The sequence below is a fragment of the Aeromonas sp. FDAARGOS 1409 genome, from assembly GCF_019048705.1.
Lineage (GTDB): Bacteria > Pseudomonadota > Gammaproteobacteria > Enterobacterales > Aeromonadaceae > Aeromonas > Aeromonas sanarellii.
On the sequence record NZ_CP077395.1, the window covers coordinates 2,634,457 to 2,648,330 of the forward strand.

The 13,874-nt window shown below is 63.8% G+C and carries 14 protein-coding genes; all 14 read left to right on the forward strand.

Annotated elements, in window-relative coordinates; translation table 11 throughout:
• The first annotated feature begins 22 nt into the window (after positions 1–22).
• The 14 genes from fliJ to I6L39_RS12615 all read left to right on the forward strand — a co-directional run bounded on the left by fliJ (position 23) and on the right by I6L39_RS12615 (position 13,823).
• Positions 23–463, forward strand: coding sequence for a flagellar export protein FliJ (gene fliJ, locus I6L39_RS12550; protein WP_104455532.1), 441 nt, complete (start codon positions 23–25; stop codon positions 461–463).
• 83 nt (positions 464–546) lie between these two features.
• A complete protein-coding gene (locus tag I6L39_RS12555) occupies positions 547–2,736 on the forward strand; it encodes a flagellar hook-length control protein FliK (protein WP_216989828.1) in 2,190 nt (729 codons plus the stop codon).
• A 57-nt stretch (positions 2,737–2,793) separates the two neighbouring features.
• A complete protein-coding gene (gene fliL / locus I6L39_RS12560) occupies positions 2,794–3,300 on the forward strand; it encodes a flagellar basal body-associated protein FliL (RefSeq protein ID WP_209793468.1) in 507 nt (168 codons plus the stop codon).
• A 10-nt stretch (positions 3,301–3,310) separates the two neighbouring features.
• On the forward strand, positions 3,311–4,381 hold the full coding sequence (gene fliM, locus I6L39_RS12565; RefSeq protein WP_042076826.1) for a flagellar motor switch protein FliM: 1,071 nt from the start codon (positions 3,311–3,313) through the stop codon (positions 4,379–4,381).
• 44 nt (positions 4,382–4,425) lie between these two features.
• Positions 4,426–4,821: a flagellar motor switch protein FliN gene (gene fliN, locus I6L39_RS12570; RefSeq protein ID WP_010673924.1), complete on the forward strand. Its 396-nt coding sequence runs from the start codon at positions 4,426–4,428 to the stop codon at positions 4,819–4,821.
• On the forward strand, positions 4,818–5,201 hold the full coding sequence (fliO, locus tag I6L39_RS12575) for a flagellar biosynthetic protein FliO (protein WP_216989829.1): 384 nt from the start codon (positions 4,818–4,820) through the stop codon (positions 5,199–5,201). Before fliN ends, fliO begins: the two co-directional genes overlap by 4 nt.
• Positions 5,188–5,946, forward strand: a complete 759-nt coding sequence (gene fliP / locus I6L39_RS12580) for a flagellar type III secretion system pore protein FliP (RefSeq protein WP_216989830.1) — start codon at positions 5,188–5,190, stop codon at positions 5,944–5,946. The genes fliO and fliP overlap by 14 nt, the downstream gene beginning before the upstream one ends.
• A 125-nt stretch (positions 5,947–6,071) precedes the next feature.
• A complete protein-coding gene (gene fliQ / locus I6L39_RS12585; RefSeq protein ID WP_042076832.1) occupies positions 6,072–6,341 on the forward strand; it encodes a flagellar biosynthesis protein FliQ in 270 nt (89 codons plus the stop codon).
• A 52-nt stretch (positions 6,342–6,393) separates the two neighbouring features.
• Positions 6,394–7,191, forward strand: a complete 798-nt coding sequence (fliR, locus tag I6L39_RS12590) for a flagellar biosynthetic protein FliR (protein WP_042076833.1) — start codon at positions 6,394–6,396, stop codon at positions 7,189–7,191.
• A gap of 86 nt (positions 7,192–7,277) precedes the next feature.
• Positions 7,278–8,408: a flagellar biosynthesis protein FlhB gene (gene flhB, locus I6L39_RS12595; RefSeq protein WP_042076835.1), complete on the forward strand. Its 1,131-nt coding sequence runs from the start codon at positions 7,278–7,280 to the stop codon at positions 8,406–8,408.
• A 210-nt stretch (positions 8,409–8,618) separates the two neighbouring features.
• Entirely contained in the window at positions 8,619–10,721 is a 2,103-nt protein-coding gene (gene flhA, locus I6L39_RS12600) for a flagellar biosynthesis protein FlhA (RefSeq protein ID WP_042076837.1), read from the forward strand.
• Positions 10,722–10,737: 16 nt separating this feature from the next.
• Positions 10,738–12,237, forward strand: coding sequence for a flagellar biosynthesis protein FlhF (flhF, locus tag I6L39_RS12605; protein ID WP_216989831.1), 1,500 nt, complete (start codon positions 10,738–10,740; stop codon positions 12,235–12,237).
• Between the two features lies 1 nt (position 12,238).
• A complete protein-coding gene (locus I6L39_RS12610; RefSeq protein ID WP_209428960.1) occupies positions 12,239–13,114 on the forward strand; it encodes a MinD/ParA family protein in 876 nt (291 codons plus the stop codon).
• The gene (locus I6L39_RS12615) at positions 13,107–13,823 is read left to right on the forward strand and encodes an RNA polymerase sigma factor FliA (protein ID WP_042076843.1); all 717 of its coding nucleotides are present in this window, start codon (positions 13,107–13,109) and stop codon (positions 13,821–13,823) included. The genes I6L39_RS12610 and I6L39_RS12615 overlap by 8 nt, the downstream gene beginning before the upstream one ends.
• The last annotated feature ends 51 nt before the right edge of the window (positions 13,824–13,874 follow it).

The window sequence follows — 13,874 nt, forward strand, 5'->3', positions numbered from 1 at the left end:
ATAATGCCGCTGGAGTGCCGAGATGAGTAAAGGATTGGAGTTGCTGGCGACCCGATTGGTGGAGGCCGAGAACCAGGCCGCCATGGCGCTGGCCAAGGCGCAGCAGGACTTGAAGCTGTTTATGGAGCAGCAAGAGGCGCTGAATCAATACCGCCAGATCTACCACCAGCAGTGGACCGACCGCGGTCTGCAGGGGATCAGCCCCCAACAGAACAGCCAATATCACGCCTTCATCAACAAGCTCGAGAATGCAGCCACCCAGCAGTACCAGGGGGTGCTTCAGGTGCGCGAGGCGCTGGCCCAGTGCCGTACCCAGTGGCTCGAGGCCCAGCAGCGGCGCAAGGCGGTGGAGCTGCTGCTGGAGAAGAAGGCGGACAAGGTGCGCCAGAAGGCCCAGCGCCAGGAGCAGAAGATGCTGGACGATTACGCCATCCAGCGTCGGTACCACCAATCTGGCCTGTAACTTGCTTTCCATAGTCTGAACGGGCACGTGGCCTACCCCGCTGCTCGTGCTGTCATCACCGAATCGTCGCCAGGGATCCCAGCATGATACAGACCCAGTTGATTAAAACGCCCGCTCAGGTGCTTTCCAGCGACAGCAGTGCGTCCTCGGCGCTTCCCATCGGGGGAGTAGAGGGGGGTCAGCTGCCGGTCGATGGCAAGGTTGCCTTCTCCGACGCCATGGTCAGGGCCCAGCTGATGGGCAATGCCCCCGCCAGTCAGGCCGCGATGACGCCCCAGGTGAGTGACGATATCCCGCAGACGAACGGCGCTGATGCCAAATCTTTGGCGTCTGGCGAGCTGGCTGGTGAGGAGACCCAAGCCGCCAAGGCCTCAGGTGACGAGCCGGGTCTGCCCCCCGACGATTTCCTTCAGCAGTTGCAGGCCTCCCTGCGTCAGGACGTGAGCCTGGTGCACCCCGCCGTGCCTCCTTCACCTCAGGGAGAGAGTGCGCCCGTCGACGGCAATGACTTGCCGCCCGAGTCGCAGCCGCTGGTCGAGTCCCGTGCCCTGTCCGGGCCCGGTGCCGAAGGCAAGGGCGTTACCGCAAAGCCTGCACCGATGCCGCCGAGCGGCCCTGTGCCGGGCAGCGCAGGACTGACCGAGCTGGCACAGACCGATCCGGTCCAGACCGTGGCGACGGCGCGTGGTCCGATGCAGAACGCGTTGGCAGAAACTGGCTTGGCACAAACAGATCTGGCACAGACCGTGGCGACAGCCCGTGGCCCGATACAGAGTGGCCAGGCACAGGGCGACGTGACACAAAGCGACCTTGCCAGAGGCGCCCTGGCTCAGACCGGATTCGCAAAGGCTGAGCCTGCACTAGCAGCGGACGGCGAGACGACGCAAACCGCGGTGCGCGGTGATGTCCAGAGCGTGGATAAATCTGCTACGACCGAGGCTGGCGCAAGCAAGGGGGGACAAGGGACCCTGGCAGACGCCCTTGTGGCGAGCGACGTAGAGCTCGGATCCGCCGCTCCCGACCAGATTGCAGAGAAAGGCACGGAGAAGGGTACAGACAAGGCCGCCGACACTGGCGCCACACGGGCCAAGACCGAGGGGCCATCCCCCCTGTCCGGCGCGGAGCGGGCGGCTTTGCTATCAAAAGTGATCCCGAGCCCGGAGGCCGCTGCTGACAAGGGAACCGGCACTGCGGTACACCTCGAAGCCCCAACGGCGCAGGCCGGTGCGGCCAGGTCCTTCGGCGAGGGGCTGGTTAAGGTTGGTCTGGACAGCCAGGTGACAGCCCAGGGTGACGCGCCCAATGCCGCTGGGAACCTGCGCCGTGAGGCCAGCACCCGGGACGGGCTGACGGGCACGACCGGGGACGGCAAGCCCGGCTCGGCTCAGGACGCACCGGAGAACAAGCCGGTGCAGGCAGCCAGGCTCGAACAGAATACGACCAAGCCGGAACAGAATACGGCTCAGACCGGCAGCCCCAGCCCGGCAGCCGCCCCCGTGAGCACCCCGGAGCCGACGCTGGCGGCGCCGCAACAGATCCTGGCACGCCAGGAGTCCCAGGGGCCCCAGGCCTCTCTGACGGCCTTGTCGGCCGGCATCCAGCAGATGGAGTCGGCCCCCGCGATGGTCAAGGTTGCCGCCGAGTTCAAGAAGAGCGATATGAAGGGGTCCCTGGACGAAGTGGGCAAGCCTGGCGGGGTTGAGACCAAGGGGGCGGGACAGACCGACGCCACGGCCTCCCTGCCGCCTGCCCAGACGGCGGCTGGCGAGAGCAAGCCCGCGGCCGAGCTCGCCGCACGGCGGGAGCCCCAGAGCCTGCCCCACCTCAAGCTGGCGACCCCGGAGGCGCCGGCCCAGTTGCACCAGAAGGTGAACCTGATGCTGGCGGACAAGCTGCAACAGGCGGAGATCCAGCTCGACCCCCTGGGCCTTGGCAAGATGAAGATCCAGATCCAGATTGATGCCTCCAGCCAGGCCAACGTCCACTTCGTGGTGCAGCATGGCCAGACCCGGGAGATGCTGGAGCAGGCCATGCCGCGGCTGAGGGAGATGCTGGCGGGACAGGGGATCCAGCTCGGCCAGACCCAGGTGCAGCAGCAGTCGCAGCAGCAGGCCCAGCAGCAATCCCAGGGCCAGTCAGCCTTCGGTGGTCAGGGTCAGCAGGGGGGGGGCGGCTTCGGTGGCGGCGAGCAGACGGGGGGCGAGGGCGGGTCCCGCACCCTGAGCCTGCTGGTGGAATCGGCAAACGATGCCGGGATCGATTTCTATGCTTGATGCATTCATAAGTAAGTTTATGATACCGAACAAGTTTAAGACTAGGGTGGACAAGGGATGGCAGAGGATAACGAGCTGACGCTGAAAGACCCGGCGGCGGCCAAGAAAAAGAAGTTGATCATGATAGTCGCCCTGGTTGTCGTCCTGCTGGGCGGCGGCGGGGCCGGCGCCTGGTTCATGTTCGCCGGCTCGGATACACCGCCGGCCGAGCAGGCCGAGGCCAAGCCTGAGGCCAACACGCCCCAGCCCTCGCTCTATGTGGGCATGCCGCGCCCCTTCGTGTTCAACGTGGCGGGCAGCCAGCGGGATCGGCTGGTGCAGATCAAGATCCAGCTGATGGTGCGGGGGGCCCCCGACGAGACCCTGGCCAAACAGAATATTCCCCTGATCGAAGGCACCCTGCTGCGGGTCTTCAGCGCGGCGACCGCCGAACAGCTGATGACCTTCGAAGGTAAGGAGAAGCTGCGACAGGACTCGCTGGAAGAGTGTCGCCGGGTGCTGAACGACCTGGTCTCTTCCCCCGTAATCGAACAAGTGCTGTTTACCGGCTTTGTCATGCAATAAAAGGTGAAGCGTGAGCGATCTGTTAAGTCAGGACGAAATTGATGCCCTGCTGCACGGTGTCGATGATGTCGAAGAGGAAGAGTTAGGGCCTGCCGGGGATCCCGGCATCACCCAGTTCGACTTTTCTTCCCAGGACCGCATCGTCCGTGGCCGCATGCCGACCCTGGAGCTGGTGAACGAACGCTTCGCCCGCCACATGCGCATCAGCCTGTTCAACATGATGCGGCGCACCGCGGAGGTGTCGATCAACGGCGTGCAGATGCTGAAGTTCGGCGAGTACGTGCACACCCTGTTCGTGCCGACCAGCCTGAACATGGTGCGCTTCCGCCCCTTGAAGGGCACGGCGCTCATCACCATGGAGGCCCGCCTCGTCTTCATCCTGGTGGAGAACTTCTTCGGCGGTGATGGCCGCTACCACGCCAAGATCGAGGGGCGCGAGTTCACCCCCACCGAGCGGCGCATAATCCAGATGCTGCTCAAGCTGGTGTTCGAGGACTACAAGGATGCCTGGGCGCCGGTGATGGACGTGGGCTTCGAGTACCTCGATTCCGAGGTGAACCCGGCCATGGCGAACATCGTCAGCCCCACCGAGGTGATAGTGGTGAGCTCCTTCCACATCGAGCTGGACGGCGGTGGCGGCGATTTTCACGTGGCCATGCCCTACTCCATGTTGGAGCCCATCCGCGAGTTGCTCGATGCCGGGGTGCAGAGCGACAAGGGCGACACCGACGTGCGCTGGAGCAAGGCCCTGCGCGACGAGATCATGGACGTCAAGGTGGAGCTGAGGGCCAAGCTGCTGGAGACCGAGCTCTCCCTGCGGGAGCTGATGGAGCTGAGGCCCGGCGACATCATTCCGGTGGAGATGCCGGAGAACCTGCTGGTCTTCGTGGAGGACCTGCCCACCTTCCACGCCAAGATGGGGCGTACCAAGGAGAACGTGGCGCTCAAGATAGTCGACAAGATCAAGCGCCCTGACGGCGTCAAGACAGAGATGCATCTGGTGACCCGGGGGGGCGTGCGCATCGATGGCGAGGCCGAGCTGGAAGAGCTCGAACGCAGCATAGCGGACAAACACCCCTGAATTGATCCTCCCCGAGGGGAGCTTGCAACACTGAGGAATTGAAGATGAGCGGAACCGATGACGAGCAGGATTTGATGGCTGACGCCTGGGCGGCCGCGCTGGAGGAGCAGGTCACGGCCGAGGCCAAGCCCGCCCCCCTGGAAGAGCTCAAGGACGAAGCCCCCATCAGCGCCGAGGAGCGGCGCAAGCTGGACACCATACTGGACATCCCGGTGACCATCGCCATGGAGGTGGGACGCAGCCAGATCAGCATCCGCAACCTGCTGCAGCTGAACCAGGGGTCTGTCGTGGAGCTCGACCGGGTGGCGGGCGAGCCGCTGGACGTGCTGGTCAACGGCACCCTGATCGCCCACGGCGAGGTGGTGGTGGTGAACGACAAGTTCGGTATCAGGCTGACCGATGTCATCAGTCAGATTGAAAGGATCAAAAAACTCAAATGATCCGCGCTTTCCCGTTACTGCTGTTGTCCCTGCCCGCCCTGGCCAACCCGGGGACGGGCGCCAACCCTCCCAGCATCACCTCCTGGCTGCTCTCCAGCCTGATGGTGATCGGCCTCATCCTGGTGCTGGGCTTCCTGCTCAAGAAGAGCAAGCTCACCCAGGTGATGGGCGGGGGCCAGATGAAGGTCGTCGCCACCCTGCCGCTCGGCTACAAGGAGAAGCTGATGGTGGTCAAGGTGGGGGAGCAGCAGCTGCTCATCGGGGTGACGCCGCAGCAGGTCAATTTCCTCTATCGCCTGGAGGCGCCGCTGGACGAGAGCCAGCCCCAGGCCTTCTCCCAGCAGCTCGGCAAATTGATGGGCAAGCATGAAAAACGTTAACTGGACTGGATGGCTGGCCCTGATCTCCCTGCTGCTGTCGCCCCTGGCGATGGCCCAGGACGGCATGTCGGCCCTCACCGTCAAGACCATGGCGGATGGCAGTCAGGAGTACAGCCTGACCCTGCAGGTGCTGGCGCTCATGACCGCGCTCTCCTTCCTGCCGGCCATGGTCATCATGATGACCTCCTTCACCCGTATCATAGTGGTGCTCGGGATCCTCAGACAGGCCATAGGCTTGCAGCAGAGCCCCTCCAACCAGGTGCTGATCGGCATCGCCCTCTTCATGTCCTTCTTCATCATGTCGCCTGTGCTGGATCGCATCAACGACGAGGCGCTGCAGCCCTACCTGGCCGAGACCATAGGGGCCAAGGAGGCCCTGGAGAAGGCGGAGCTGCCCATCCACCAGTTCATGCTGGCCCAGACCCGGGTCAAGGATCTCAATACCTTCATGGAGATAGCGAACGTCCAGGTGGCGCAACCCGAGGAGGTGCCCCTGCGGGTGCTGATCCCGGCCTTCGTCACCAGCGAGCTCAAGACCGCCTTCCAGATAGGCTTCATGCTGTTCCTGCCCTTCCTGGTCATCGATCTGGTGGTAGCCAGTATCCTGATGGCCATGGGGATGATGATGCTGTCGCCGATGCTGGTATCGCTCCCCTTCAAGCTGATGCTGTTCGTCATGGTAGACGGTTGGAACCTGATCCTGGGCTCGCTCGCCAACAGCTTCGGGCTGGGCTCTGGTGGTTAGGGAAGGGCAGAAGCCCACCCTGACCCTCCTCTCACAAGGGGAGGGAACGAACAAGGGCCTTCCCGCTTCGAAGGGGGAGGCTGGGAGGGGGTTGCCTTGGGCAAACTCATCACAAGGAGCGAGCAATGAGCCCTGAAACCTTTGTCGACGTCTTTCGCGAGGCGCTCTGGCTGGTGACCATCATGGTCTGCGCCGTGATCCTGCCGAGCCTGATGGTGGGCCTCATCGTCGCCATCTTCCAGGCCGCGACCTCCATCAACGAACAGACTTTAAGCTTCCTTCCCCGCCTGGTGGTGACCCTGCTGGCCCTGGGGGCCGGTGCCCACTGGGGCCTGCAGAGCCTGATGGACTTCTTCTTGCTGATGGTGAGCCAGATCCCCGAGGTGGTGGGGTGAGTCAGGGGGAGGCCGTGGTGGTGCCGGCATCACGCAGCCACGAGGTAGGGGCATGAGCTACACCACGGCGGTGATCATGGAGTGGCTGACCAGCATCCTCTGGCCGCTCGCCCGGGTGAGCAGCCTGCTGATGGTGATGGCGGTGTTTGGCAGCCGGCTGGCCCCTGCCCATATCCGCATCGGCCTGGCGCTCGCCATCACCCTCATCATCGCGCCCCTGCTGCCCCCCATGCCCAAGATTGAGCTCTTCTCCGTCGGCAGCTTCCTGGTGCTCGGCCAGCAGCTGCTCATCGGCATCGCGCTGGGCCTGATGACCCAGTTCCTGCTGGAAACCTTCGTGATGGCGGGCCAGGTCATCGCCATGCAGACCAGCCTGGGCTTCGCCACCCTGGTGGACCCCATGAACGGTCAGTCGGCCCCCGTGGTGGGCCAGTTCTACCTGATGCTGGCGACCCTGGTGTTCCTGGCGGTGGATGGTCACCTGCTGATGCTGCGCATGGTGGTGCTGAGCTTCGAGACCCTGCCGGTGTCGGACAGCGGGCTGACCCTGCCCGCCATCCGCAGCCTGGTGAGCTTCCTCGGGATCATGTACCAGGCCTCATTGGTGATGGCGCTGTCGGCCATCATCGCCCTGCTGCTCATCAACTTCGCGTTCGGGGTCATGACCCGGGCGGCGCCCCAGCTCAACATCTTCAGCATCGGCTTCGCGGTGAGCATGATGTCGGGTCTCTTCATCCTCTGGTTCACCATAGGCGGCTTCATGGGGCACTTCGATGCCCTCTGGGAGCGGGTGCAGGAGACCAGCTGCGAGCTGATCAACGTCCAGTGCCTGGGGGGTCAGCATGGCTGATCTCGTTCGGGGCGATGGCATCGAACAACCGAGTGGGCTGCCATTGTGGCAGGCTGCTGGCGGGATGATCCCCATCGGAGGTCAGCATGGCTGATACCGATCAGGAACGCACAGAACAACCCACGGGCAAACGACTGCAACAGGCCCGGGAAAAAGGGCAGATTGCACGCTCCAAGGAACTGGGTACCGCCAGCGTCCTGCTGGCGACCGTGTTCGGGCTTCTGATGATCAAGGAGAGCCTGGCCGATGCCATGGTCAAGGTGCTCACCATGGGCTTCACCCTGGACCGGGATCAGGCGTTCGATCCCAACGCCATGGGGGTCATGGTGCCGGCCCTGCTGGGAGAGCTGCTCCAACCCCTGGGGCTGCTGTTTCTGCTGGTGATCATCGCCGCCTTCGTCGGCAATACCCTGCTCGGCGGGATGAACTTCTCCTCCGAGGCCATGCTGCCCAAGTGGAGCAAACTGAGCCCCTTGAGTGGTTTGAAGAGGATGTTCGGGGTGCAGTCCCTGGTGGAACTGGTCAAGTCCATCGCCAAGGTGTTGTTCATCTCCCTGTTCGCCTGGTGGATGCTCTCCAGCCAGTTCAACCACCTGCTCAACCTCTCCCTGGAGGGCTTCCCTGGTGGCATCATAGACGCCCTGGACCTGCTGCTCTGGATGCTCATTATCCTCTGCTGCGCCCTCATTCCCATCGTCGCCATCGACGTGCCGTTCCAGACCTGGAACCACAATCGCCAGCTCAAGATGACCAAGCAGGAGGTCAAGGACGAGTTCAAGGACAGCGAGGGCAAGCCCGAGGTCAAGGGGCGGATCCGCCAGCTGCAGATGCAGATGGCGATGCGCCGCATGATGGGGGACGTGCCCAAGGCGGACGTCATCATCACCAACCCGACCCACTACTCGGTGGCCTTGAAATACGATGCGGGCAAGCCGGGGGCGGCGCCCAAGGTGCTGGCCAAGGGGGTCGACGAGGTGGCCATGAAGATCCGGGAGATAGCGCGCGAGTACGACATCCCCGTGATGTCCTCGCCGCCGCTGACCCGGGCCATCTACCACGCCACCGAGATTGGCCAGGAGATCCCCGAGGGGCTCTTCGCCGCCGTGGCCCAGGTATTGGCCTATGTCTACCAGCTCAAGAAGTTCCGCCGCGGCCGTGGCCGGCGGCCGACCCCCCTCGCCAAGGATCTGCCCATCCCGCCCGAGTTTCGCAAGTAAGGCGCTAGCTGGAGCCTGACCTGTTCGCCTGGGACCCGTCGCCAATGTTCTCCCGGCAGGGAGACGCCAGCCTCCTTGCCGCCCCGGCCCGGAAAGCCTGCGACGGACTTCTGACAGCATCAAAATAAAACCCATGCAGATCAATTAATTGAATCATTGGCTTGATATTTGCTTTAATCCGGCATCGGTAGTTGAACATTGAGAAGCACGATGGGATTGAAGGCAGGGCTGGGCCGTTTCAAAGAGTACAGGTGGTTGCTGACCAAGGGGGTCGGGACCCCGCTGCTGGTGCTCGCCTCCCTCGGCATGGTGGTACTCCCCATTCCGCCCCTGATGCTGGATATCCTCTTCTCCTTCAACATCGCCCTCTCCATCGTGGTGCTGCTGGTGGCCGTCTATACCCGCCGGCCCCTGGAATTCGCCGCCTTCCCCACCGTCTTGCTGATAGCGACCCTGCTGCGACTCGCCCTCAACGTGGCCTCCACCCGGGTGGTGCTGCTGGAGGGCCACAACGGCAGCGCGGCGGCCGGCCACGTGATCGAGGCGTTCGGCAACGTGGTGATCGGCGGCAACTATGCGGTGGGCATCATCGTCTTCATGATCCTGATGATCATCAACTTCGTGGTGGTCACCAAGGGTGCGGGGCGGATTTCCGAGGTGAGCGCCCGCTTCACCCTGGACGCCATGCCCGGCAAGCAGATGGCCATCGACGCGGACCTGAACGCCGGCCTCATCAACCAGGAAGAGGCCAAGAAACGCCGTCAGGACGTGACCCAGGAAGCGGACTTTTACGGCTCCATGGACGGTGCCTCCAAGTTCGTGAAGGGGGATGCCATTGCGGGCATCATGATCCTCTTCATCAACATCATCGGCGGCTTCATCATCGGCATGCTGCAACACCAGCTCACCTTCGCCGAGGCGGCCCAGATCTACACCCTGCTCGCCATCGGTGACGGCCTGGTGGCCCAGATCCCCTCGCTGCTGCTCTCCATCGCCGCCGCCATCATAGTGACCCGCCAGAACACGGATCAGGACATGGGCACGGCCGTGCTCGGCCAGCTGTTCGAGAACCCCAAGGCCCTGGTCATCTCCGCCGGCATCCTCTTGATGATGGGCAGCGTGCCCGGCATGCCGCATCTGGCCTTCCTGAGCCTGGGGGCCGTGGCGGCCGCCGGTGCCTGGTGGCTGCTGCGCCGGGAGAAGCAGAACAAGGCGAGGGCGGCGAGCGGCGAACTCCTGCCGGCCCAGGGGGATGCCCCGGTGGAGCAGAAGGATCTGAGCTGGGACGACGTCATGCCGGTGGACATCATCGGCCTGGAGGTGGGCTATCAGCTCATCCCGCTGGTGGACAAGAACCAGGGCGGCGAGCTGCTCAACCGGATCAAGGGGGTGCGCAAGAAGCTCTCCCAGGAGCTCGGTTTCCTGGTGCCTGCGGTGCACATTCGCGACAACCTGGATCTCGCCCCCAACCAGTACCGCATCACCCTCATGGGGGTGAGCACCGGCGAGGCCACCGTCTATCACGACAAGGAGATGGCCATCAACCCGGGCCAGGTGTTCGGCCAGATCCACGGCATCGCCACCCAGGACCCGGCGTTCGGGCTGGAGGCGGTCTGGGTCGCCAAGGAGCAGGTCTCCCAGGCGCAGACGCTGGGCTATACCGTGGTCGATGCGGCCACCGTGGTGGCCACCCACCTGAGCCAGATCCTCTCCAACCACGCCGCCCTGCTGCTTGGCCACGACGAAGTGCAGCAACTGCTGGACATGATAGGGAAACACCAGAGCAAGCTGGTGGAAGGGCTGGTTCCCGAGGTGATCAGCATGGGCAACCTGGTGAAGGTACTGCAAAATCTCCTCAATGAAGGCGTGCCAATTCGCGATATGCGCACTATCCTGCAGACCCTCGTGGAATATGCGCCCCGCAGCCCGGACCCGGAAGTGCTGACCGCGGCCTGCCGCATCGCCCTGCGCAGACTCATCGTGCAGGAGATCGCCGGCCCAGAGCCCGAGCTGCCGGTGATCACCCTGTCACCGGAGTTGGAACGCATATTGCATCAATCCCTGCAGGCAGGTGGGGGAGATGGCGCCGGCATCGAGCCGGGACTGGCGGAGCGGATGCAGCGCTCCCTGGTGGAAGCCACTCAACGACAAGAACTGGAAGGCCAGCCGGCCGTGCTTCTGACATCGGGGATATTGCGCAATACCCTGGCGAAATTTGTCAAGAATGCCATTCCTGGATTACGCGTGCTGTCCTATCAGGAAGTGCCTGACGACAAGCAGATCCGCATCGTCAGTGCGGTGGGACAGGGCTAGTTAGCGGAGATGACGGGTGAAGATTAAGCGGTTTTTTGCCAAAGACATGCGCACGGCGCTGGCCGAGGTCAAGGAGACTCTCGGGCCCGATGCCGTCATCATGTCCAACAAGAAGGTCACCGGTGGGGTAGAGATAGTCGCGGCCGTCGATTACCAGTCCCAGGTGCCGGGGCCCAAAGACGCGCCGGTTCGCCGTCAGTTGAACGAAGAGAGCGTCAATATCTCGTCTGCGGGCAAGCAGATGACGCGTTCGGCGCCGCCCAAGGAACAGAACGAATACTATGCCGATACCCTGGCCGCCCTGCTGGCACGCCAGCAGAAGCTCAACCCGGCCAACCCCGCGGGCGGCAATGCAGCCCAGGGCCCCTGGTCCGGGAATGGGGCGGGCAACGGCAATGCTGCGCCGGCCTCCTGGCAGACCAATGGCGGTGCCGGCACCCAGTCCGCCGGGCTGGCCGCGGCCGGCAGCGCCCCCAGAACCCTGGCCGAACAGGGCCAGTGGGGCGCCGCTCCCGAGCCCGCCAAGCCCAAGGCCCGTCCTGCCGCCGCCCCGCGCCAGGCCCAGTCCCCCCAGCGGGATCAGGAGATGGAGGGGATGCGCAAGGAGATGGCCAGCATCCGCAAGCTGCTGGAGCACCAGATCTCCGGCCTGATGTGGCAGGAGGTGGAGCGCCGCGAGCCCATGCGCGCCCTGCTCATCAAGGAGCTCAAGAAGATGGGCTTCGACGACGCCTTCGCCGATCAGCTGGCGGGGCTCATCCCCGAGGACATGCCCATCCATCAGGCCATGGCCCAGCTGGCCGAGGTGCTGACGGCCCAGCTCAAGATCAGCGAGGACGAGATCCTCCGTCAGGGCGGCGCCGTGGCCCTGCTCGGCCCGACCGGGGTGGGCAAGACCACCACCATCGCCAAGCTGGCGGCCCGCTTCGCCATGAAATATGGCGCCGAGCAGGTGGCGCTCATCACCACGGACAACTACCGGATCGGCGCCCACGAACAGCTGCAGACCTATGGTCGCATCATGGGCTGCCCGGTGCGCCAGGTGCGGGACGCCGAAGAGCTGGCCAATGCGCTCTACCAGTTCCGCCATCGCCGGCTGGTGCTCATCGACACCGCCGGGGTGGGTCAGCGGGACATCCGCCTGACCGAGCAGCTCGATACCCTGGTGAAGAACGCCAAGGTGCGCATTCGCAGCTATCTGGTCATGTCGGCCACCTCCCAGCGGCGGGTGATGCAGGAGGCGGTGGATCATTTCAGGCGCATTCCGCTCTCCGGCTGCATCCTGACCAAGCTGGACGAGAGCCTGAATCTGGGGGAAGTGATCAACGTCTGCATTCAGAACGCCCTGCCCATCAGCTACATCACCGACGGGCAGCGGGTGCCGGAAGATATTCAAGTTGCCAATGCGGCGCTGCTGGTCGGTGCCGCCATGGGGTCGCTGGAGCGGGAAGCAGAGGATCCCTATTTCTGGGGATCGGGTTTCGGCGAGACCGAAGATTCGGAGTTTTATGAGTAACATGTATATGGATCAGGCGAGTGGTCTGCGCAAAATGCGTCAAAACAATCGAGTGAAAGTGATCGCCGTGTCCGGAGGCAAGGGGGGCGTCGGCAAGACCAACGTGACCCTGAACGTGGCGGGAGCCATGGCCGCCCAGGGCAAACGGGTGTTGGTGCTGGATGCCGACCTGGGTCTGGCCAACGTCGACGTCATGCTGGGGCTGCGGGTGCACCGCAACCTCTCCCACGTGCTGGCGGGGGAGTGCACCATAGACGACATCATCGTCGAGGGCCCCTACGGCATGATGATAGTGCCGGCCACCTCGGGCACCCAGTCCATGGTCGAGCTGTCGCCGGTGCAGCACGCCGAGCTCATCCGCGCCTTCGGCGAGATGAAGACCCAGGTGGACGTGCTGCTGGTGGACACGGCGGCGGGGATCTCCGACATGGTGCTGAGCTTCACCCGCGCCGCCCAGGACATCATGGTGGTGGTGTGCGACGAGCCCACCTCCATCACCGACGCCTACGCCCTCATCAAGATCCTCTCCAAGGATCACGGCGTGTTCCGCTTCAAGGTGGTGGCCAACATGGTCCGCTCCCTGCGCGAGGGGCAGGAGCTGTTCGCCAAGCTGACCCGGGTCACCGACCGCTTCCTCGACACCTCCCTGGAACTGGTGGCCTGCGTCCCTTACGACACCAACCTGCGGGCCGCCGTGCGCAAGCAGAAGCTGATCGTCGAGGCGTTTCCGAAATCCCCCGCCTCCCTGGCATTCCGTGCCCTGGCCAACAAGGCGGCGAGCTGGCCCATCCCGAACCAGCCGGGGGGGCACCTCGAATTTTTCCTGGAAAACTTGTTGCAAAAGCCGGTCATAACACAGGAAGACTCCCGTGAATAAAGCCCAAGCATACTTGCGTCATCAGGATTCCTACGTGCTGGTCGAGCGTCACGCTCCGCTGGTCAAGCGGATTGCCCAGCATTTATTGGCTCGCCTGCCAAGCAGTGTCTTGCTGGATGACCTGATCCAGGCAGGTATGATTGGGCTGCTCGAAGCCTCCCGCAATTTTGACGGCAGCAAGGGCGCCAGCTTTGAAACCTATGCCGGCATCCGCATCCGCGGCGCCATGCTCGACGAGATCCGCCGCGGGGACTGGGTGCCCCGCTCGGTGCACCGCAACAGCCGCGCCATCGCCGAGGCGATCGAGAACGTGGAGCAGGCCCATGGCCGCGACGCCAGGGACACCGAGGTGGCCGCCAACATGGGGGTCTCCCTCGGGGAGTATCACGCCATGCTGCAGGATGTCTCCTGCGGCAAGATCATCGGCATCGAGGATCTGGGGGTCAGCGAGGATGTGATAGGGCATCCCGATGATGCCAGCCACGGCGGTTACGACGATCTGGCGGCCGAGCGCTTTCAGGGCGCCCTGGCCGAGCACATCGCCCGACTGCCGGAGCGGGAGGCCCTGGTGCTCTCCCTCTATTACGACGAAGAATTGAACCTGCGCGAGATCGGCGAGGTATTGAGCGTGAGCGAGTCTCGCGTGAGCCAGATCCACAGCCAGGCCATGCACAGACTGCGCGCCCGTCTGCGAGATTGGAATGTATAAGTGACTGTACTGGCTACACTGGAGCGCAACTCTAAGGCATAATCCGCACCA